The organism is Nocardioides sp. JS614, assembly GCF_000015265.1.
In the GTDB taxonomy this organism is placed as follows: domain Bacteria; phylum Actinomycetota; class Actinomycetes; order Propionibacteriales; family Nocardioidaceae; genus Nocardioides.
Map to the genome: position 1 here is coordinate 2,793,021 of NC_008699.1, position 19,594 is coordinate 2,812,614.

At 71.3% G+C, this 19,594-nt stretch carries 19 protein-coding genes; 14 read left to right on the forward strand and 5 right to left on the reverse strand.

What is annotated here, in order from left to right:
• Positions 1 to 972 carry a magnesium/cobalt transporter CorA gene (gene corA, locus NOCA_RS14775; RefSeq protein WP_011756067.1) on the reverse strand — a complete coding sequence of 324 codons (972 nt, stop codon included), beginning with the start codon at positions 970 to 972 and terminating at the stop codon, positions 1 to 3.
• A 32-nt stretch (positions 973 to 1,004) separates the two neighbouring features.
• Between corA and NOCA_RS14780 the strand changes: the two genes are divergently transcribed.
• The 5 genes from NOCA_RS14780 to NOCA_RS14800 are packed head-to-tail and all read left to right on the forward strand — an operon-like array spanning position 1,005 to position 4,832.
• Positions 1,005 to 1,733: a histidine phosphatase family protein gene (locus tag NOCA_RS14780; RefSeq protein ID WP_011756068.1), complete on the forward strand. Its 729-nt coding sequence runs from the start codon at positions 1,005 to 1,007 to the stop codon at positions 1,731 to 1,733.
• A 9-nt stretch (positions 1,734 to 1,742) separates the two neighbouring features.
• Entirely contained in the window at positions 1,743 to 2,318 is a 576-nt protein-coding gene (locus NOCA_RS14785; RefSeq protein WP_011756069.1) for a DUF3090 domain-containing protein, read from the forward strand.
• On the forward strand, positions 2,315 to 3,088 hold the full coding sequence (locus NOCA_RS14790) for an SCO1664 family protein (RefSeq protein ID WP_011756070.1): 774 nt from the start codon (positions 2,315 to 2,317) through the stop codon (positions 3,086 to 3,088). The genes NOCA_RS14785 and NOCA_RS14790 overlap by 4 nt, the downstream gene beginning before the upstream one ends.
• A gap of 23 nt (positions 3,089 to 3,111) precedes the next feature.
• On the forward strand, positions 3,112 to 4,359 hold the full coding sequence (gene mshC / locus NOCA_RS14795) for a cysteine--1-D-myo-inosityl 2-amino-2-deoxy-alpha-D-glucopyranoside ligase (protein ID WP_041546559.1): 1,248 nt from the start codon (positions 3,112 to 3,114) through the stop codon (positions 4,357 to 4,359).
• A gap of 59 nt (positions 4,360 to 4,418) precedes the next feature.
• Entirely contained in the window at positions 4,419 to 4,832 is a 414-nt protein-coding gene (locus NOCA_RS14800) for a VOC family protein (protein WP_041546560.1), read from the forward strand.
• A gap of 143 nt (positions 4,833 to 4,975) precedes the next feature.
• Here NOCA_RS14800 and NOCA_RS14805 read toward each other — a convergent pair whose 3' ends face one another.
• The gene (locus NOCA_RS14805) at positions 4,976 to 5,824 is read right to left on the reverse strand and encodes a PAC2 family protein (RefSeq protein WP_011756073.1); all 849 of its coding nucleotides are present in this window, start codon (positions 5,822 to 5,824) and stop codon (positions 4,976 to 4,978) included.
• A 136-nt stretch (positions 5,825 to 5,960) separates the two neighbouring features.
• Between NOCA_RS14805 and metH the strand changes: the two genes are divergently transcribed.
• From metH to NOCA_RS14830, 5 genes are all read left to right on the forward strand, one after another.
• Complete coding sequence (gene metH, locus NOCA_RS14810) at positions 5,961 to 9,695, forward strand: methionine synthase (protein ID WP_011756074.1); 3,735 nt, start codon at positions 5,961 to 5,963, stop codon at positions 9,693 to 9,695.
• The gene (locus NOCA_RS14815; protein ID WP_011756075.1) at positions 9,688 to 10,344 is read left to right on the forward strand and encodes an HAD family hydrolase; all 657 of its coding nucleotides are present in this window, start codon (positions 9,688 to 9,690) and stop codon (positions 10,342 to 10,344) included. The genes metH and NOCA_RS14815 overlap by 8 nt, the downstream gene beginning before the upstream one ends.
• Positions 10,345 to 10,477: 133 nt before the next feature.
• Complete coding sequence (locus NOCA_RS14820; protein WP_011756076.1) at positions 10,478 to 10,900, forward strand: hypothetical protein; 423 nt, start codon at positions 10,478 to 10,480, stop codon at positions 10,898 to 10,900.
• 51 nt (positions 10,901 to 10,951) lie between these two features.
• A complete protein-coding gene (locus NOCA_RS25895; protein ID WP_011756077.1) occupies positions 10,952 to 12,256 on the forward strand; it encodes a sensor histidine kinase in 1,305 nt (434 codons plus the stop codon).
• Complete coding sequence (locus tag NOCA_RS14830; RefSeq protein WP_011756078.1) at positions 12,253 to 12,876, forward strand: response regulator; 624 nt, start codon at positions 12,253 to 12,255, stop codon at positions 12,874 to 12,876. Before NOCA_RS25895 ends, NOCA_RS14830 begins: the two co-directional genes overlap by 4 nt.
• 117 nt (positions 12,877 to 12,993) lie before the next feature.
• On the opposite strand, the gene NOCA_RS14835 is transcribed toward NOCA_RS14830, so the two are convergent.
• Positions 12,994 to 13,893: a RecB family exonuclease gene (locus tag NOCA_RS14835; RefSeq protein ID WP_011756079.1), complete on the reverse strand. Its 900-nt coding sequence runs from the start codon at positions 13,891 to 13,893 to the stop codon at positions 12,994 to 12,996.
• Positions 13,894 to 13,972: 79 nt separating this feature from the next.
• On the opposite strand from NOCA_RS14835, the gene NOCA_RS14840 reads away from it, so the two are divergent.
• The 4 genes from NOCA_RS14840 to NOCA_RS14855 all read left to right on the forward strand — a co-directional run bounded on the left by NOCA_RS14840 (position 13,973) and on the right by NOCA_RS14855 (position 18,422).
• Entirely contained in the window at positions 13,973 to 15,109 is a 1,137-nt protein-coding gene (locus NOCA_RS14840) for a site-2 protease family protein (protein ID WP_011756080.1), read from the forward strand.
• A 10-nt stretch (positions 15,110 to 15,119) separates the two neighbouring features.
• Positions 15,120 to 16,070 carry a tRNA (adenine-N1)-methyltransferase gene (locus NOCA_RS14845; RefSeq protein WP_011756081.1) on the forward strand — a complete coding sequence of 317 codons (951 nt, stop codon included), beginning with the start codon at positions 15,120 to 15,122 and terminating at the stop codon, positions 16,068 to 16,070.
• Positions 16,071 to 16,259: 189 nt separating this feature from the next.
• The gene (gene arc, locus NOCA_RS14850; protein ID WP_011756082.1) at positions 16,260 to 18,014 is read left to right on the forward strand and encodes a proteasome ATPase; all 1,755 of its coding nucleotides are present in this window, start codon (positions 16,260 to 16,262) and stop codon (positions 18,012 to 18,014) included.
• A 222-nt stretch (positions 18,015 to 18,236) separates the two neighbouring features.
• Complete coding sequence (locus tag NOCA_RS14855) at positions 18,237 to 18,422, forward strand: hypothetical protein (protein ID WP_011756083.1); 186 nt, start codon at positions 18,237 to 18,239, stop codon at positions 18,420 to 18,422.
• Positions 18,423 to 18,436: 14 nt separating this feature from the next.
• Here NOCA_RS14855 and NOCA_RS14860 read toward each other — a convergent pair whose 3' ends face one another.
• Complete coding sequence (locus tag NOCA_RS14860; protein WP_238383355.1) at positions 18,437 to 18,934, reverse strand: aminoacyl-tRNA deacylase; 498 nt, start codon at positions 18,932 to 18,934, stop codon at positions 18,437 to 18,439.
• Positions 18,931 to 19,557: a class I SAM-dependent methyltransferase gene (locus NOCA_RS14865; RefSeq protein WP_011756085.1), complete on the reverse strand. Its 627-nt coding sequence runs from the start codon at positions 19,555 to 19,557 to the stop codon at positions 18,931 to 18,933. Before NOCA_RS14865 ends, NOCA_RS14860 begins: the two co-directional genes overlap by 4 nt.
• Positions 19,558 to 19,594 lie beyond the last annotated feature (37 nt).

Below are 19,594 nucleotides of genomic sequence, written 5' to 3' on the forward strand. Positions count from 1 at the left end.
CTACAACCACCCGGACTTCTTGAACAGCACCCACAGCCCCAGGGCGACCGCCGCCATCAGCGCGAGCGCGAACGGGTAGCCGTAGGTCCAGTCGAGCTCGGGCATGTGCCGGAAGTTCATGCCGTAGACCCCGGCGATCAGGGTCGGCACGACCACCAGTGCGGCTCCTGCGGAGATCTTGCGCATGTCGTTGTTCTGCTGCACCGAGATCTGGGCGAGGTGGGCGTCGAACGCCGTCGAGAGCAGGGTGTCCAGGGTGTCCACGGTCTCCGCCGCCCGGGCCAGGTGGTCGCCGACATCGCGGAAGAACGGCGCCGCCTCCTCCGGGATCCCGGTGACCGTCCCGGCGGCCAGCCGGGTCATCGGGTCCCGCAGCGGCAGCACCGCGCGGCGTACCTCCGCGATCTCCCGCTTGAGCACGTAGATGCGGGCGGAGTCGTTGGTGCGGTCGTCGGAGAACACCGACGCCTCGATCTCGTCCACGTCGACGACCAGCTCGTCGACGACGTCGAGGTACTCGTCCACGACCCGGTCGATCACCGCGTACAGCACCCCGCCCGGGCCGTGGCTGAGCACCCTCCTGCTCGACTCCAGCTCCGCGCGGGCCGAGTGCAGCTCGTTGCCCTGACCGTGGCGGACGGAGACGACGAAGTCCGCGCCGACGAACATCGCGATCTCGCCGGTCTCGACCGCGTCCTGCTCGTCGACGTACCACAGCGTCTTGAGGATCAGGAACACCATGTCGTCGAACCGCTCCAGCTTCGGCCGCTGGTGCGCCTTCACGGCGTCCTCGACCGCGAGCTGGTGGAGCCCGAACACCTCGGCGACCTCGTGCACCTCGTCGTGCGTGGGTTCGTGCATCCCGATCCAGATGAAGTCGCCGTCCGCGTCCGCCTTCGCCCGCAGCTCCCGCCAGTGGGTGCCGCCCTCGACCCGCCTGCCGTCGCGGTACAGGGCGCAGTCGACGATCACGCGCCCACGGTAGCCCCACTACAGTCCACCGCATGGCAACCGTGATCCTCGTCCGACACGGTCGGACGACGGCGAACGCCGCGGGTACCCTGACCGGCCGGCTCCCCGGCGTGCGGCTCGACGACACGGGCGCCGCGCAGGCGGTCCGGGCCGCCGAACGGCTCAGCGGCGTACCGCTCGCGGCGATCCTGAGCAGCCCGCTGGAACGGTGCCGCCAGACCGCCAAGGCCATCGCGACCGCCCGGACGGAACCGGTCCGCGTGACGACCGATCGTGGGATCACCGAGTGCGACTACGGCTCCTGGCAGGGCCGCCCGCTCGAGGAGCTCGCCAAGGAGAAGCTCTGGTCCACGGTCCAGACCCAGCCCTCGGCGGCGGTGTTCCCCGAGGGCGAGGCGATGTCGGCGATGCAGGCGCGTGCGGTGGCCGCGGTACGCCGCCAGGACGCCGCCCTCGAGAGCGAGCACGGCCCCGGGGCGGTCTGGGTCGCCGTCAGCCACGGCGACGTCATCAAGTCCGTCCTGGCCGACGCGCTCGGCATGCACCTCGACCTGTTCCAGCGGCTCCAGGTCGATCCGGCGTCCATGTCGGTGATCCGCTACACCGCCGCGCGGCCGTATGTGCTGGCCACGAATACCCACGCCGGCGACCTGTCCTGGCTGGCCGCGGCCCCTCCGCGTCGGCCCGGCAGGCGGCCGCGCGCCAAGGGGTCGGACGACGCCGTCGTCGGCGGGGGAGCCGGGCCTTCGGCCACGCCCTAGGGTGGGCGCATGCCTGTCGTCCATGGATTCGATCCGCCGGAGCGGTTCGTCGCCGGAACCGTCGGCCCGCCGGGGCAACGCACCTTCTTCCTGCAGGCCCGCGCTGGCAGCCGCGTCGTGAGCGTGGCCCTGGAGAAGCAGCAGGTGCAGGCGTTGGCCGAGCGGGTGGACGAGCTGCTCGACGAGGTGATGGCCAGCCAGGCGGGCGACGCGATCGTCCCCGCGGTCGCCCCGCTCGGGCTCGATGACTCCGACCCCCTGGAGCAGCCGATCGAGGAGGAGTTCCGCGCCGGCACGATGACGCTGTCCTGGGACCCGACGGACGAGCGCGTGGTGATCGAGGTCTTCCCGTTCACCGAGGCCGCGGTGGTCACGCCCGACCAGCTCGACGAGGACTTCGAGGAGCCCGAGCCCGACGAGGTGTTCCTGGTCCGGCTCGCGGCCGGGCCGGCGCGGGCGTTCGTCAAGCGCGCCGAGCAGGTGCTGGAGGCGGGGCGCCCGAGCTGCCCCTTCTGCGGCAACCCGATCGACCCGGACGGCCACCTCTGCGTCCGCGCCAACGGCTTCCGGCGCCGCGATCCGTGACCACCGACGCCGGCGGCGACCTGCTCGAGGGCGACCTCGTGCTGCACGGCCGCGTGATGCCGGCCTCCAACGCGACCTTCGTGGGCGAGATCGGCGGGGTGAAGGTCGTCTACAAGCCGGTGGCCGGCGAGCGGCCACTGTGGGACTTCCCGGACGGCACCCTGGCCGACCGCGAGCGGGCGGCGTACCTGGTCTCGGAGGCGACCGGCTGGAACGTCGTCCCCGAGACCTGGCTGCGAGACGGTCCGCACGGTCCCGGGATGGTGCAGCGCTGGCAGGAGCCCGACGATGAGCAGGTCGCGGTCACGCTGGTGCCCGAGGGTCAGGTGCCGGAGGGCTGGCGGCACGTCTTCGACGGCCTCGACGGTCATGACCGGCCGGTGTCGCTGATCCACGAGGACTCGGCGCCGCTGCGCCGGATGGCCGTCTTCGACGTCGTCGTCAACAACGCCGACCGCAAGGGCGGCCACGTGCTGGAGATGGCCGACGGGCACCGGTACGGCGTCGACCACGGGGTGACCTTCCACGCCGAGCACAAGCTGCGCACCGTGCTGTGGGGATGGCTGGGCGAAGCGCTCACGGCGGACGAGGTGGGGGTGGTGCGCCGCCTCGCGGTCGAGGCCGGGGCCGCCCTCGGCGACGTGCTCGCCGCCCACCTCAGCGACCCCGAGATCGAGGCGCTGGTGCGCCGCTGCGAGCGGCTGGCGGAGCGTGCGGTGCTGCCCGCACCGCGAGGGGAGTGGCCCGCGATCCCGTGGCCGCCGTTCTGAGCTCGGCGGATAGGCTTCGCCGCATGCGAGCCTGGCCCACCCCGGAGATCCCGACGTTGCCGGTCCCGGGACCGCCCGTGGCGCTGCACGACACGCCGTCGGCCCGCAAGGTCACGACCACCCCGGACGGGCCCGCTCGCCTCTACGTCTGCGGCATCACGCCGTACGACGCCACGCACCTCGGGCACGCGTCGACGTACGTTGCCTTCGACCTGCTCAACCGGGCCTGGCGCAACGCCGGCCACGACGTGACCTATGTCCAGAACGTGACCGACGTGGACGACCCGCTCCTCGAGCGCGCCGCGAAGGTGCACGTCGACTGGGTGGAGCTCGCCGAGCGCGAGACCGAGCTGTTCCGGCAAGACATGGCGGCGCTCCGGGTGATCCCACCCGACCACTACGTCGGTGCGGTCGAGTCCATCCCGCTGGTCATCGAGCTGATCGGCCGGCTCGAGACCGCCGGCGCCATCTACCGCGTCGAGGACGACCTCTACTTCTCGGTGACCGCCGACCCCGCCTTCGGCGCCGAGTCCGGCTGGGACCGCGAGCGGATGCTCGAGATCTACCCCGAGCGCGGCGGGGACCCCGACCGGCCAGGCAAGAAGGACCCGCTCGACTGTGTCGTGTGGCGGGGCCGGCGCGAGGGCGAGCCGTCGTGGGAGAGCCCGTGGGGCCCGGGACGCCCGGGCTGGCACGTGGAGTGCACGGCCATCGCACAGCGTCACCTCGGCGGGGCGTTCGATGTGCAGGGCGGCGGCAGCGACCTGGTGTTCCCGCACCACGAGATGTGCGCCGGCCACGCCCAGGTCGCCGTCCCGGGCACGCCGTTCGCGCAGGTCTACAGCCACGGCGGCATGGTCGGCTACGACGGCGAGAAGATGTCGAAGTCCCGCGGCAACCTGGTCTTCGTCTCCGCGTTGCGCAACAGCGACGTCGACCCGATGGCGATCCGGCTCGCGCTGCTGCGCCACCACTTCCGCTCCGACTGGGAGTGGACCGACGACCAGCTGTGGGTCGCCGTCGACGACATCGCCCGCTGGCGCAAGGCCCTCTCGCTCGGCGCCGGCGCACCGGCTGCGCCGGTCATCGACGAGGTGCTCGCCGCCCTCGCCGACGACCTGGACGCGCCGCGGGCGACTGCCGCGATCGACCGCTGGGTCGCCGCCACCCTCGGCACCGCCGGCCTCGCCGACACCACCGACCCGGACGCCGCGGCCCGGCTCCTGGCCGCCCTCGACGCCGCCCTCGGCCTCGCTCTCTGGCTCTCCTGAGCACGCACGCTGTCCCGTTCCTCCAAGACGGGTTGGGGCTCCAGTGCCAGGCTGGGTCCATGCCCGACAACGCCCTCAGGCCCAAGCTGATCCTGGCCGACGCGGACGCCGCGATCCGGTGGTACACGGCCAACCTCGGGGCCACCGAGTCGGTCCGCTATGAGCACGGGGGGTCCGTCGTGTTCGCCGAGCTCGTCGTCTTCGGCACGAGCGTGACCCTCAAGGACGAGGACGAGGTCGATCCCTCGCCGACGAGCACCGGAGCGCCAGGCCCCGTACTCGACGTCGTCACCGACGACCCGGACGGGGTCGCCGCTGTGATGCTCGAGAACGGCGCCGTCGCGGTGTTCCCGGTCGTCGACCAACCGTACGGCGCGCGCGGCGGCCGCATCCGCGACCCCTTCGGCGTGCAGTGGTTGCTGCAGACCCCGGTCACGATGACCCCCGACGAGGTGCGGGCCGCCCTAGACTGACCCGCTCCGGCGGCGCCAGCGTCGTTGTGGTTTGGTCACCAACGACAGATCGGGAGCGCTCCCAACTGTGGTTGGTGACCAAACGACGGACATCACCGGGCGCGGAGCCGACCCCGGCCCTCCCAGGCCGGCCGTGGACCGATCTACTCGTCGCCCTGACGGCGCTTGAGGTACCGCTCGAACTCGCGCGCGATCGCCTCGCCGGACGCTTCGGGCAGGTCGGTGGTGTCGCGGGTCTCCTCGAGGGCCCGCACGTAGTCCGCGATGTCCTCGTCCTCCTGGGCGAGCTCGTCGACACCACGCTCCCAGGCGCGGGCGTCCTCGGGCAGGTCGCCGAGGGGGATGCTGACCTCGAGCAGGTCCTCGAGCTGTCCGATCAGCGCGAGCGTCGCCTTGGGGCACGGCGGCTGCGCGACGTAGTGAGGGACCGCCGCCCAGTACGACACGGCCGGCACGTCCACCCGCATGCACGCGTCCTGGAAGACGCCGACGATGCCCGTCGGTCCCTCGTACGTCGACTGCTCGAGCTTGAGCCGGTCGACGAGCTCGGGCTCGGTGGCGGTGCCGCTGACCGGGATCGGCCGGGTGTGCGGTGTGTCGGCGAGCAGGGCGCCGAGCGTCACGACGAGCTCACCGCCGAGCTCGTCGCAGGCGGCGAGCAGCTCGGCACAGAACTGGCGCCACCGCATGTTCGGCTCGATGCCACGGATCAAGATCACGTCGCGGTCGAGGTCGGGAGGCGAGGCGATCGCGATCTGGGTGCTCGGCCAGGTCAGTCGGCGGTGGCCCAGCTCGTCGGTGCCGACCACGGGACGGTTGACCTGGAAGTCGTAGAAGTCCTCGGGGTCGACGGCGCCGACGGTCCGCGCACCCCATACCCGGATCAGGTGGTCGATCACCGAGGAGGCCGCGTCCGCGGCGTCGTTCCAGCCCTCGAACGCGGCGATCACCACGGGGTCCACCAGGTCCGGGACGTCCTCGAGCTCGATCACCCCACAAGCGTAGTCGCCGCGGGGATTTCTCCCCTGCGGACGCGCGATGTCACGATCTGGATGGCGAGTCCACGTCGTGGACACGGTTCCTACGCTGGCAGACGTCGCCCCTCCGGGCGGCACGAGAGGAGTCCCGTTGTCCTGGTCCCCCCAGCAGCGCCCCGACCTGACCGACCAGCTGACGCGCGCTCTGGAGCAGCGCATCCTGGTGCTCGACGGCGCGATGGGTACGGCGATCCAGCGGGACCGACCCGACGAGGCGGGCTATCGCGGCGAGCGGTTCGCCGACTGGCCCAGCGACCTCGTGGGCAACAACGACCTGCTGACGATCACCCGGCCGGAGATCATCGCGGGCATCCACCGCGAGTACCTCCTCGCCGGCGCCGACATCATCGAGACGAACACGTTCAACGCCAACGCGGTCTCACTGTCCGACTACGGCATGCAGGAGCTGGCCTACGAGATCAACTACGAGGCGGCGCAGCTCGCCCGGCGCGAGGTCGATGCGGTCAGCACGCAGGAGCATCCGCGCTACGTCGCCGGCGCACTGGGCCCGACCACCCGCACGGCCTCGATCTCGCCCGACGTCAACGACCCGGGCGCGCGCAACGTGACCTACGACCAGCTGGTCGCGGCGTACCTCGACGCGGCCCGCGGCCTCGTCGACGGCGGTGCCGACCTGCTCGTGATCGAGACGATCTTCGACACCCTCAACGCGAAGGCCGCGATCTTCGCGGTCGAGACGCTCTTCGCCGAGAACCAGCGCCGCTGGCCGGTCATCATCTCCGGCACGATCACCGACGCCTCGGGGCGCACCCTCTCCGGTCAGGTCACCGAGGCGTTCTGGAACTCCGTGCGCCACGCCCGGCCGCTGGCGGTCGGCCTCAACTGCGCGCTCGGCGCGAAGGAGATGCGGCCCTACATCGCCGAGATCGCCCGGATCGCGGACACCTTCGTCTCCTGCTACCCGAACGCGGGCCTGCCCAACGCCTTCGGCGAGTACGACGAGGCCGCCGAGGAGACGGCCGCGATCATCGAGGAGTTCGCCGCCAGCGGCTTCGTGAACCTGGTCGGCGGCTGTTGCGGCACGACCCCTGCCCACGTCGCGGCCATCGCGAAGGCGGTCGAGGGCAAGACCCGGCGGCCCGTCCCCGAGCTGACGCCGGCGCTGCGGCTGGCCGGCCTCGAGCCGTTCGCGGTGACCGACAAGAGCCTGTTCGTCAACGTGGGGGAGCGCACGAACATCACGGGCTCGGCCCGGTTCCGCAAGCTGATCAAGGACGGCGACTACGACACCGCGCTGAGCGTGGCCGCGCAGCAGGTGGAGAACGGCGCGCAGGTCATCGACATCAACATGGACGAGGGCATGATCGACGGGGTGGCGGCGATGGACCGCTTCACCCGCCTGATCGCGAGCGAACCGGACATCAGTCGGGTCCCGGTGATGGTCGACTCCTCCAAGTGGGAGGTCATCCAGGCGGGCCTGAAGAACATCCAGGGCAAGCCGATCGTCAACTCGATCTCCATGAAGGAGGGCGAGGACACGTTCCGCGAGCAGGCGCGGCTGTGCCGTCAGTACGGCGCGGCCGCGGTCGTGATGGCCTTCGACGAGGACGGCCAGGCCGACAACCTGGAGCGGCGCAAGGCGATCTGCGAGCGCGCCTACCGGATCCTGGTCGACGAGGTCGGCTTCCCGCCCGAGGACATCATCTTCGACCCCAACGTGTTCGCCGTCGCGACCGGCATCGAGGAGCACGCGTCGTACGGGCTGGACTTCATCGAGGCCACCCGCTGGATCAAGCAGAACCTCCCGGGCGCCAAGGTCTCGGGCGGCATCTCCAACGTGAGCTTCTCCTTCCGCGGCAACAACCCGGTCCGCGAGGCGATCCACGCCGTGTTCCTGTACCACGCGATCGGCGCCGGGCTCGACATGGGCATCGTCAACGCGGGCGCGCTCGTCGTCTACGACCAGGTCGAGCCCGAGCTGCGGGAGCGGATCGAGGACGTCATCTTGAACCGGCGACCCGACGCCGCCGAGCGGCTCCTGGAGATCGCCGAGGCCCACAACCGGGCCGGCGAGACCACCGAGGCCGCCGCCGCCGAGGAGTGGCGCGCACTGCCGGTCGAGGAGCGGATCACCCACGCGCTCGTCAAGGGCATCGACGCGCACGTCGAGCCGGACACCGAGGAGCTGCGGCAGCTGATCGCCGCTCGCGGCGGACGCCCGATCGAGGTCATCGAGGGCCCGCTGATGGACGGCATGAACGTCGTCGGCGACCTGTTCGGCGCCGGGAAGATGTTCCTGCCCCAGGTCGTGAAGTCGGCGCGCGTCATGAAGAAGGCGGTCGCCTACCTGATCCCCTTCATCGAGCAGGAGAAGCTGGACAACCCCGAGCTCGCGACGGCCAAGGAGACCAACGGCACGATCGTGATGGCAACGGTGAAGGGCGACGTCCACGACATCGGCAAGAACATCGTCGGCGTCGTGCTGCAGTGCAACAACTACGAGGTCATCGACCTCGGCGTGATGGTGCCCACCCAGAAGCTCCTGGACACGGCCCTCGAGGTCGGCGCCGACGCCGTCGGCGTCTCCGGCCTGATCACCCCCTCGCTGGACGAGATGGTCGGGGTGGCCGCCGAGATGCAGCGCCGGGGCATGGAGATCCCGCTGCTGGTCGGCGGCGCGACCACCTCACGGGCACACACGGCCGTGAAGGTCGACGGCAAGTACGACGGACCCGTCGTCTGGGTCAAGGACGCCTCGCGCTCGGTCCCGACCCTGGCGACGCTGCTGAACCCGGCGCAGCGTCCGCGGCTGATGGCCGAGATCAAGGAGGACTACGACTCCCTGCGGGCCCGGCACGCCACGAAGCACGACCGCCCGATGCTGACCCTCGAGCAGGCCCGGGACAACCGCACCCCGATCGACTGGTCGACGTACGCGCCCCCGGCGCCGCGAACCCCGGGCATCCACGTCCTCGAGGACTACGACCTCGCCGAGCTGCGCGACTTCATCGACTGGCAGCCGTTCTTCAACGCCTGGGAGCTGAAGGGGAAGTTCCCCGACATCCTCAACAGTCCGACCACCGGGGAGACCGCACGCGGGCTGTACGACGACGCGCAGGCGATGCTCGACCGGGTCATCGAGGAGAAGTGGCTGCGGGCCAATGCCGTGTTCGGGCTGTTCCCGGCGAACGCGGTCGGTGACGACGTCGAGGTCTACACCGACGACTCGCGCACCGAGGTGCTGACCACGCTGCACAACCTGCGCCAGCAGGGCGACCACCGCGACGGCATCCCCAACCGGTCCCTGGGGGACTTCGTGGCGCCGCGGGCGACCGGGCTTCCCGACCACGTCGGGGCCTTCGCGGTCACCGCCGGCCTCGGGGCGGAGGCCAGGATCCTGGAGTTCAAGGAGCAGCTCGATGACTACTCCGCGATCATGCTCGAGGCACTGGCCGACCGGCTCGCCGAGGCCTTCGCCGAGCGGTTGCACCAGCGGGTGCGCACCGAGTTCTGGGCCCATGCTCCCGAGGAGGACCTCGACAACCAGGCCCTGATCGCGGAGCGGTACGACGGCATCCGGCCCGCGCCCGGCTACCCCGCCTGCCCGGAGCACACCGAGAAGCGCACCCTGTGGCGGCTGCTCGACGTGACGGCGCGGACCGGCATCGAGCTGACCGACGGGATGGCGATGTGGCCCGGCGCCGCCGTCTCCGGTTGGTACTACAGCCACCCGCAGTCGCAGTACTTCGTGCTCGGCCGGATCGGCCGTGACCAGGTGGCCGACTACGCCGAGCGGAAGGGCTGGACGCTCACGGAGGCCGAGCGGTGGCTCTCGCCCAACCTCGGCTACGACCCGGATGACTGAGCCCACCTTGCCGGCGGCTGTCCTCTGGGACATGGACGGCACCCTGGTCGACACCGAGCCCTACTGGATCGAGACCGAGTACGAGCTGGCCGAGCGGTACGGCGGCCGCTGGAGCGATGCGGACGCACTCAACCTGGTCGGCAACGACCTGCCCTCCTCGGGCCGCTACATCCGCGAGCACATGGGCATCGACGTGAGCGCCGAGCAGATCGTCGAGGAGCTCCTCGACGGGGTGGTCGGCCGGGTCGAGCGCGAGGTGCCCTGGCGGCCCGGGGCCGTCGACCTGCTGGCCCGGGTGCGTGCCGCCGCCATCCCGTGCGCGCTGGTCACCATGTCCTACGAGCGTTTCGTCGCCCCGATCCTGGCGCAGCTGCCCGCCGAGTCGTTCCGGGTGGTCGTGACCGGTGACCGGGTCGAGCAGGGCAAGCCCCACCCCGAGCCGTACCTCACCGCGGCGGCCGCGCTGGGGATCCCGGCCGACCGATGCCTCGCGATCGAGGACTCCAACACCGGCGCGAAGTCGGCCGAGGCCGCCGGGTGCCTGGTCCTGGTCGTGGAGAACCACGTCCCGGTCCTGGCCGGGCCACGCCGGGTCTTCGCCGACACCCTCGACGGCCTCGACCTCGCCGAGGTCTGGTCGCGGCGGTGACTACCCGGTGACTAGTCATCGGCCCTCGAGGTCCTAGTACCACCGGACAGTGGCGGACCGCCCTCGCGACGCCGGAGGATGAGGACATCTCGGGGGGAGCTGTTCCGCCTGGATAGGTTCGAAAAGGTTGCAAATGTTCGTCCGAAGCGTTCCCGCCATCGTGCTCAGCCTCACGCTGGGTGCAGCGGCCCTCGTGAGTGCTCCTATCGCATTCGCGGGTGATGGCGGGAACGCAACGGACGTGCAGAAGGACCGGGACTCCTGCGGCGAGGGAACGGCCACCCGGGCGAAGCTCCGGGTCAGCACCGTCGAGGGCAACAACGCCCGACTGCTCGTGGTCGGCACCGTCTGGAGCAACGACAGCGACACCTGGGAGTGGAAGCTCAAGCACAACGGCGACCTCTCCGACGAGGGACGCGCCCGCGGCAACGAGAACACCGACCTCAGCTTCCGGGTCTCCCGGACCATGTTCAACGGGTACGGCGTGGACGACGTCGTGTTCCGTGCCGAGAACCTCCGCACCGGCGAGGTCTGCCGCACCTTCGTGGACTACTAGTCGCGCCCGGCAGGACTTATCCTGGGCAGGCCCCGTCGAAAGGTGTCCCGCTTGCGCGTCGTTCGCAGTCCCGTCGCGCTCTTCCTGCTGATCGGCACCATCACCGTCACCGCGATCTTCCTGGGCACCAACAAGCTCGCCGACCGCGCCGCGCGCCAGGAGGCGATCGCGGAGGCGCAGGGGACGACCGAGGTCGTGGCCAGGTCCGTGGTGGAGCCGGACGTTCCCGAAGGGCTGGTGAAGACCACCCGACGCAAGCTCGGCGCGGCCGATCAGATGGACCGGGCGATCACCCCGCGCCTGCTCGACGTCGAGACCGCCGACCGCGTCAACATCTGGACCGAGGACGGGCGCAACGTCTACTCGAGCGAGGGTGTCGCGCTGCTCGGCCGGAAGTTCCCCCTCACCGGGGACCAGCTCGATGTGCTCAGGAACGGTGGCAGCGGCGCGGTGATCGCCGACCCGAACAGCCCGGAGAACCGCGAGATCGTCTCCGAGCAGGGTGCGACCGGGCTGGTGCAGACCTACACCCGGATCACCTCGCCGGAGGGCGAGCCGCTCCTCGTGGAGGCCTACTACACGCTCGACGAGATCGAGCAGCGGCGCGGCGAGATCTACTCCTCGTTCCGGTGGATCACGCTCGGCCCGCTGCTCCTGCTGATCCTGGTGGCCACGGCGATCCTGGTGACCCTCACCCGCGAGCTGCGCAAGGGCGCCGCCGAGCGCGAGCGGCTGCTGCGCTCCGCGATGGAGGCCTCCGACGCCGAGCGGCGCCGGATCGCGCGAGACCTCCACGACACGGTCGTCCAGGATCTCGCCGGCACGGCGTACGCGATCAGTGCGCTGTCCCGCAACCCGGAGACCCCGACCGATGCTCGCGACACCCTCGACGGGGCCGGCTCCTCGCTGCGCGACGGCCTGAAGTCCCTACGCTCGCTCCTGGTCGAGATCCATCCGCCCGAGCTGAAGGCGGACGGGCTCGCCGCCGCGCTCGCCGACCTGACCGCGCCGGCCGGCACCTCCGACGTCCAGGCGTCGGTGAGCGTCGAAGGCGCGGAGACGGCGTCGGACGAGAAGGCGGCGCTGGTCTGGCGAGTCGCCCAGGAGGCCGTGCGCAACGCCCTGCGGCACGCCGGCGCGTCCACGCTGGCCGTCACCGTTCGCGGGGACGGCCGCCGGCTGTCGCTCGAGGTCGTGGACGACGGGGTCGGATTCGACCCGAGTTCGGCACGCGATCCCGACCGGTACGGCCTGCGGGGCCTGCGCAGCCTGGTCGCCGACGCCGGAGGCGTGCTCGACGTCCGATCAGCCCTCGGGGAGGGCACCACCGTGCACATGGAGGTTGACGCCCAGTGACCGAACCCATCCGCGTCGTCCTGGTGGACGACCACGCCGTGATCCGCGCCGGCCTCGAGCAGCTGCTCAGCGGCACCGCCGACATCGAGGTCGTCGGCACCGCCGCCGACGGGGCCGAGGCCCTGGACGTCGTACGCCGGATCCGGCCCGACGTCGTGCTGATGGACCTGCAGATGCCGAAGGTCGACGGCGTCGCCGCCACCCGCGCGATCATGGCGGAGGGGCTGGGGGTCGACGTGCTCGTGCTGACGTCGTTCTCCGACAGCGAGCGGATCATCGCCGCCCTCGACGCCGGCGCGGTCGGCTACCTGCTCAAGGACGCCGACCCCGAGGACGTCCTCCAGGGGATCCGCGCGGTCAGCCGGGGCGAGTCGCCGATCCACCCGAAGGCGGCCCGCGCCCTCCTCGGCGTGCGGGCCGGCTCCCCCCAGGTGCAGCTGACCAGCCGGGAGACCGAGGTGCTGACCCTGGTCCGCGAGGGACTGGCCAACAAGCAGATCGCCCGCCGCCTCGACATCAGCGAGCGAACCGTCAAAGCCCACCTGACGTCGGCCTTCGCCCGGATCGGCGTCGCCGACCGCACCCAGGCCGCCCTCTGGGCCGAGCGCAACGGCCTCTGACCGCACCGCCGCCGGCGTTGCGGTTTGGTCACCAACGACAGGAGTCCGGCAGCCCGACTTGCCGTTGGTGACCAAACGACAGGGGGTCGGCGCGGGATCAGGGGCCTCGTCGCAGCGTCACAGGGCCTCGGCCGACTCGTCGACCGACAGATCCAGGGACGGCTCGCGGGCGGGGATCGGCGGGGGAGTGCCGCCCCAGGCCGGACAGATCGCCCGGTGCGCGCACCAGTCGCAGAGTCGGCCGGGGCTGGGCCGCCAGTCGCCGGACTCCTCGGCCCGGCGGATCGCCTGCCAGATCGCCTCGATCTTGCGCTCGGTGGCCAGCAGGTCGCGCTCGTCGGGGACGTAGCGGAGCAGCTCTCCGTTGCCGAGGTAGATCAGCTGGAGCATGGCGGGGACGACGCCGCGCGTGCGCCAGATGACCAATGCGTAGAACTTCATCTGGAACAGCGCCTTGGCCTCGAACATCTCCGACGGCGAGCGACCCGACTTGTAGTCGACCACCCGGATCGCCCCGTCGGGCGCGACGTCGATGCGGTCGACGAAGCCGCGCAGCAGCAGGCGCGAGTCCAGCAGTGCCTCGACGTACAGCTCGCGCTCCGCAGGCTCGAGGCGTCGCGGGTCCTCCAAGGTGAAGTAGCGCTCGAGCACCGCCCGGCACGACGCCAGCCACGCCGCGACCTGGGCCCCGTCCTCGTCGACGGGGAACAGCTCGGACAGCTCGGGTGCGGCCTCGACCAGGCGCTCCCACGCCGGCTCGAGCATCGCCTGCGCGCGGTCGGGGGTCCGGTCGCCGGCCGGGAGGTCGAAGAGGTCCTCGAGCACCTTGTGCACGACCGTGCCGCGGACCGCGTCCGGGGAGAACGGCTCCGGCAGGCGGTCGACGGTCCGGAACCGGTACAGCAGCGGGCAGCTCATGAAGTCGCCCGCTCGGCTCGGGGAGAGGGCGCCCAGCACGTCCACGCCGTCGACGGGGGTCGAGACCCGGATCGCGGGTGACTCCGACGGCGTGCTCATGGCGCTCACCCTAGGCGAGGACATCGACAGCCCGAACGCGCCTCCGGAGCCGCCGGGCCGCGTCGGCTAGCCTCGTGAGGTGCCCGACTCAGCGCCCCGGACCCGCCCACCGGGCATGCTCAAGGTCGGCACCATCGCGGGCAGCGACGTGCTGGTCTCCTCCTCCTGGTTCCTCGTCGCGGGGCTGATCGCGATCATCGTCGCGCCGGTGGTCGACCAGGCCCAGCCGGGGCTCGGGGCGTGGAAGTACGTCGCCGGCGTGGCCTTCGCCGTCATCCTGTACCTCTCGGTCCTGCTGCACGAGGCCTCGCACGCGATCGCCGCGCGCCACTTCGGGTTCCCGGTGTCCTCGATCACGCTGCACTTCCTGGGCGGGATGACAGCGATCGAGGGCGAGGCCCGCAAACCCCGCCAGGAGTTCTTCATCGCGGTGGTCGGCCCGCTGACCTCGATCGCGGTCGGTGCGATCGCCCTCGGGCTGCGACCGCTGACCCCCGAGGGCCTGCTGTTGATGGCCGTGGAGGGGCTGGCCGGGGCGAACCTGCTCGTCGGGGTCCTCAACCTGGTCCCCGGACTGCCGCTCGACGGCGGCCGGGTGCTCAAGTCCCTGGTCTGGCGACTGACCGGCAGTCCGCACCGCGGCACCATCGTGGCCGGCTGGGGCGGGCGCCTCACGGCGGCCGCAGTGCTGTTCTGGCCGGCCTTCCAGGAACCGGTGCTCGGCACCGAGCCGGACATCCTCGACTTCGTCCTCGCGTTCGTGATCGCCGCGTTCCTCTGGTCCGGTTCGACCGCCGCGATGGCCTCCGCCCGGCTCCGCAGCCGGCTCCCGCACCTCGTGGCCCGCCAGCTCGCCCGCCGTACCCTCGCGGTGCCCAGCGACCTCCCGCTCGCCGAGGCCGTACGTCGCGCCCATGACGCCCAGGCAGGCAGCATCGTCACCGTCACGGCCAGCGGGCTACCCGAGGGCATCGTCAGCGAGGCCGCGGTCCAGGCGACGCCCGAAGAGCGCCGGCCCTGGGTGGCGGTCTCCACGGTCTCCCGATCACTCGAGGACGGCCTGCGCCTGCCCGCCGACCTCGCCGGGGAGGAGCTGGTGATGGCGATCAGCCGCACCCCGGCCGCGGAGTACCTCCTCGTCGAGCCCGATGGGTCGGTCGTCGGCGTGCTGACCACCGCCGACGTCGATAGGGCGTTCCGGGAGTCGGGCCACTAGGGTTCCGGCCGTGTCCGAGCATCCCGACGTCCCTGCCGGTGCGTGGTCCGGCGTCCACCGCGGCCCGCTCCGTGCGGGCGAGTGGGTGCGGCTCACCGACAGCAAGGGCCGTCGGCACAACATCTGCCTCGAGCCCGGCAAGCGGTTCTTCTCCAACCGCGGGCACTTCGACCACGACGAGCTGATCGGCCGCGAGGAGGGCTTCACGGTCACCTCATCGGCCGGTGGTGAGTACCTCGTCTTCCGGCCACTCCTCGCGGAGTTCGTGGTCTCCATGCCCCGCGGAGCCGCGGTGGTCTACCCCAAGGACGCCGCCCAGATCGTCGCGCTGGTCGACATCTTCCCCGGCGCGCACGTCATCGAGGCCGGGGTCGGCTCCGGCGCCCTCACCTGCTCGCTGCTGCGCGCCGTCGGGCCGTACGGACGCGTGTCCTCCTACGAGCGTCGCGAGGAGTTCGCCGAAGTCGCCCGCCGCAACGTCACCCAGTTCTTCGGGGCGCCCGACGGCGAGACGCACCCGGCCTGGCGCCTCACCGTCGGCGACCTCGCCGAGAAGCTTCCCGAGTCGGGGGAGCGGGCCGACCGGGTGGTCCTCGACATGCTGGCGCCCTGGGAGTGCCTCGACGCCACCGCCGACGCGCTGCGGCCCGGCGGCATCGTCTGCGCGTACGTCGCCACGACCACGCAGCTGTCCCGGTTCGTCGAGACCGTGCGCGTGCACGGCGGCTTCACCGAGCCACAAGCGTGGGAGTCCCTGGTACGGGACTGGCACGTCGAGGGCCTCGCCGTACGCCCCGGTCACAAGATGATCGGGCACACCGCGTTCCTCGTGACCGCCCGCCGGATGGCACCCGGCGAGCGACCGCCGCTCAAGCGCCGGCGGCCCGCGCCCGGCGCCTACGGCCCCGACTACACCGGACCCCGGCCGCCGGGCGTCCCCCTCGACGAGCCCGCCGACTGATCCGCCGGCCTGCCCCACGCCCCTCCGCTGTGGTTTGGTCACCAACGACAGTCCGGAGCCGGCCGTTGCTGCCGTTGGTGACCAAACGACGGACGACCCATCGCGTCCAAATCGTGATCAACACCGCGAAATGAGGTCTTTCCTCATCACCGGCCGCGGGTAGGGTCATTCGCACAGGAGGTGGCGCTGATGTCGACATCGGATGGCGTTCCCAGCACTGGCGGTCGCAGCCCCGAAGAGCTCGCGAGCCAGGTCCGGCTCCTGGAGGACGAGGTCTCCGACCTTCGCCGGCGGCTGACCGAGAGCCCCGGGGGTTCCCGCGGCCTCGAGCTGCGGCTCGCCGACGCGCAGCGCTCGCTGGCCGGCGTGACCTCTCAGAACGAGCGACTCGCGCAGACCCTGCGCGAGGCCCGCGACCAGATCATGAAGCTGAAGGAGGAGGTCGACCGGCTCGCCCAGCCGCCCGCCGGCTTCGGCACCTTCCTCGCCCGCAACGATGACGACTCGATCGACGTGTTCACCGGCGGCCGCAAGCTGCGCGTGAACGTCAGCCCGAGCGTGGACCTGGACACCCTCCAGCGCGGCCAGGAGGTCATGCTCAACGAGGCCCTCAACGTCGTCGCCGCCCTCGAGTTCGAGGAGGTCGGCGAGGTCGTCATGTTCAAGGAGCTGCTCGCCGACGGCGACCGTGCCCTGGTCATCGCCAACGCCGACGAGGAGCGCGTGGTCCGCCTCGCCGAGCCGCTGCGCGGCGACACCATCCGGGCCGGGGACTCCCTGCTGCTCGACTCCCGCGCGGGGTACGTCTACGAGAAGGTGCCGAAGTCCGAGGTCGAGGAGCTGGTCCTCGAGGAGGTCCCGGACATCGCCTACGAGTCCATCGGCGGACTGGCCGGCCAGATCGAGCAGATCCGCGACGCGGTGGAGCTGCCCTACCTGCACCCCGAGCTGTTCAAGGAGCACCAGCTCAAGCCGCCGAAGGGCGTCCTGCTCTACGGCCCTCCTGGCTGCGGGAAGACCCTGATCGCCAAGGCGGTCGCCAACTCGTTGGCCAAGAAGGTCGCGGCGAAGACCGGCCAGGAGGGGAAGTCGTACTTCCTCAACATCAAGGGTCCCGAGCTGCTCAACAAGTACGTCGGCGAGACCGAGCGTCACATCCGCCTGGTCTTCCAGCGGGCCCGCGAGAAGGCGAGCGGCGGCACGCCCGTCATCGTGTTCTTCGACGAGATGGACTCGCTGTTCCGCACTCGTGGCTCCGGGGTCTCCTCCGACGTGGAGAACACCATCGTCCCGCAGCTGCTCAGCGAGATCGACGGCGTCGAGGCGCTGGAGAACGTCCTGGTGATCGGTGCCTCCAACCGTGAGGACATGATCGACCCCGCGATCCTGCGCCCCGGCCGCCTGGACGTGAAGATCAAGATCGAGCGGCCCGACGCGGAGTCGGCCCGGGACATCTTCAGCAAGTACCTCACCACGACCCTGCCGCTGCACGCCGACGACCTCTCCGAGTTCGGTGGGGACCGGGACGCCTGCGTGGGCGGGATGATCCGCGCCACGGTCGAACGGATGTACACCGAGACCGAGGAGAACCGGTTCCTGGAGGTCACCTACGCCAATGGCGACAAGGAAGTCCTCTACTTCAAGGACTTCAACTCCGGCGCCATGATCCAGAACATCGTCGACCGGGCCAAGAAGATGGCGATCAAGGACTTCCTCGACCACGACCAGCACGGCCTACGGGTCTCCCACCTGCTCCAGGCGTGCGTGGACGAGTTCAAGGAGAACGAGGACCTCCCGAACACCACCAACCCCGACGACTGGGCCCGCATCTCCGGCAAGAAGGGCGAGCGGATCGTGTTCATCCGCACCCTGATCACCGGCAAGCAAGGCACCGAACCGGGCCGCTCGATCGATACCGTCGCCAACACCGGCCAATACCTCTGAGCAGAGGCCTCTGCGCGGGGGTTTCTGAGCGACCGCGCGGAGGGCGCCGGGACGACCGGTGGCCGTCGTTTGGTCACCAACGGCAGATCGGGAGCGTTCCCATCCGTGGTTGGTGACCAAACGGCGGGCCGATCGGCATCGCGGCGACCGGGTTCCCAAGCGCGGCATGCGGGTATGGTCGAGCCAACGGCGGGTGCCACCCGCTCGAGCTCGGGAGTCGCCATGATGTTCTGGCTCATCGTTCTAGTCGTCGCCGCCGTGCTCTTCGCACTCGCCTGGTGGAGCAGCGGCCGCACCGAGCGGGTCGCCGCGCGGCCCGACGCCGGGGCCGAGGTCGACCGAGGTCGCGCGCTCAACCAGAACCGGATCCACAACGACGGCATCTACGGCGGCCCGGGGATCGGCTGACCCTCGGTCCGGCCTCACCGGAGCTCGGTGACGTCGGCGACCGTGGCCCCCAGGGCGGTAACCAGATCCGCCGCGTCGACCGTCAGAGCCACGCCGTGGGCGCCGCCGCCGATGCTGACGGTGCCCGTGATCGAGGCGTCCGCGATCACCGGCAGCGCCGCCCGCGCGCCCAGGGGGGTGATGGTCCCGCGCTCGTACCCGGTCACGTCGTGCGCCGCGTCCGCGCTGGGCATCGAGAGTCGGCTGACGCCGAGCAGCGCGCGCAGCTTCGGCCAGGCGATCTCGCGGTCCCCCGGGACCAGCACGAACCGGTGGTCGTCCGCGCTGACCCGCACGACCATCGTCTTGACGATCTGGTGCGGCTCGAGCCCCCGCGCCTCGGCCGCCTCCTCGAGCGAGCGGACCGGGCCATGCCGGGTCACCGTGTGGGCCAGCCCGAGGGCCTCGGCTGCGGTGGCCGCCCGCGCCGCGCCGTCGCCGTCCGTCACGCCGTCCCTCACGCCGTCCGTCACGACGGCCGCCGCGCGAAGCCGACGAAGCCGTGGGTCCAGGGCCGGCTGACCCCGGGGCCCGGCAGGTACGACGCGGTCACCTCGACGACATCGAGGCCGGCGCCGGCGACCAGGGCGGGGATGTCGCGGCTGAGGTGGCAGCCGCCCGCCAGCCGGCGCTGCAGGGGCTCGAGCCGGTACTGCCAGCGCTCCACGCCGCGGTCGGGGGCGAGCCCGTGCTCGAGGAACCAGAACGTGCCCCCGGGCCGCAGCACCCGGCGCACCTCCCGCAGCGCCCGCTCCACGTCGGGGATCGTGCACAGCGTGAAGGTCGACAACACGGCGTCGTACTGCCGATCGGCGGCTGCCAGCCGCTGGGCGTCCTCACCGGTCCGCTCCACCGGGACCTGCGACCCGGCGCGCCGCCGGGCCGACATCTCCCACGCGACCTCTGAGGGCTCCACCGCGTCGACCTGGGTCACGACCGCTGGGTAGAGCGGGACGTTGAGGCCGCTGCCGAACCCGATCTCGAGCACCCGGCCGCCCAGTCCGGCGCACGCGGCCGACCGCCAGCGCCCCACCTCGGGAGTGGACAGGGTCCGGTCGGCGAGCCGGGGTACGACGTGATCGGTCCAGAAGCCCATACCCCGAGGGTAGGACGGGTTCCACTCGCGTAGGCTC